This is a genomic window from Treponema sp. R6D11 (assembly GCF_054786075.1).
The window spans coordinates 1-1267 of the sequence record NZ_BDHD01000360.1; the positions used below are offsets into that span (position 1 = coordinate 1).

General features: G+C 34.1%; 1 protein-coding gene. It reads right to left on the reverse strand.

Going from position 1 to position 1267, the window contains the following annotated elements; all coding sequences use genetic code 11:
- A partial coding sequence (locus ACYVTD_RS13110) for an STAS-like domain-containing protein (RefSeq protein WP_461248184.1) occupies positions 1-1000 on the reverse strand: 1000 nt, incomplete at its 3' end.
- Positions 1001-1267: the final 267 nt, after the last annotated feature.

The window sequence follows — 1267 nt, forward strand, 5'->3', positions numbered from 1 at the left end:
ATTTTGTATTAATAGCCCGATTAATCATATATTGAACATTAGCGTTAGCGTTTTGCGCGGTTATTCTGGTGTCGGGATTTCTGTTTGGAAATACGCGGAAAATTTCGTCCGCAAAAGCCTGTCCGATATTCTCGATATTTTTAAAATCCAGAATAACCTCTCTAAACAATTCAAGACCGCTTAAAATTCGCCTTGCCTGTGAACGAGACACTAAATCATCGGTGTTTGATAAATTTATTGGGACTATTGTTCTGTCAAAATCACCCGGTACTTCCGTTGAAAACTTATCAAAAATATCTTTTAGCACCGTAGCGCTATTGTTTGCAAGACGCATATACACAAAAGTGGAAAACTTTGCCTTGCCTGGTTTTATATTGTTATCCTTCTGTTGGTCGGCGGCATAAGTTATTCCCTTGGAAATGATTATAAAATCGTCAAAAGCTTTTGAAGTAAAAAAAATGCCCTGCCCCGAATGGCGGGATTTATCGGTTGTGCGTTTGCCTTTTGCCAATTCGATTAAAGCGTCTTTTTCGTCGGTAAGCTTTAATTTTTGCTTGATATTATAGAAGATACCGATTCCGTCGTCAGAGACAGACAAACTTATAAACGCCTTATTTTGACTTATTACCAAATCAATATTTTTACCTTTTGAGTGTTCTATGGCATTATTGAAAATCTCTAAAAACCCGTAAGTCCAAATATCCTTGATATTTTGAGGAACGCCTATAAAATGTTTTTTTACGTCGTTTTCCCAAACGGCGTCTTCGGATAAGGTTTTATTAATCTTGTAAGTATATTTTTCCTGCTTTGACTTTATTACATATTGTCCTGATTTTCTGGCTAATTCCTTATCCGATAACAATTTATTAATATGTTTATATACTGCAGGCAATGAAATACCAAACCGCTCAGATGTAAGCGCGGCAATATTTTTATTATCCGTTATGTTTGTCAGTATAAAATCGCGAATTTCTTCGCCTCTTTGACGAATTCCAGACATTATTTTCCCTTAATTACTTGTAAACCTTATCAAAAATACATGTAAACCTTATCGATAACACATGTAAACCTTATAGATATGGCATATAAACCTTATCAATATCTATTATAAACCTTATTATTGGGAAAAATCAACCTTATTTTAGAGAAAATTTGACTGTATTAGTCTTCGTTTTTTTCCACCTCGTTATTTTTTTCCATGTTTTTTCTTATGATGAGACTAGGCACATAAAATATAAGACCTGACACGGCATAAACAGAAAATATT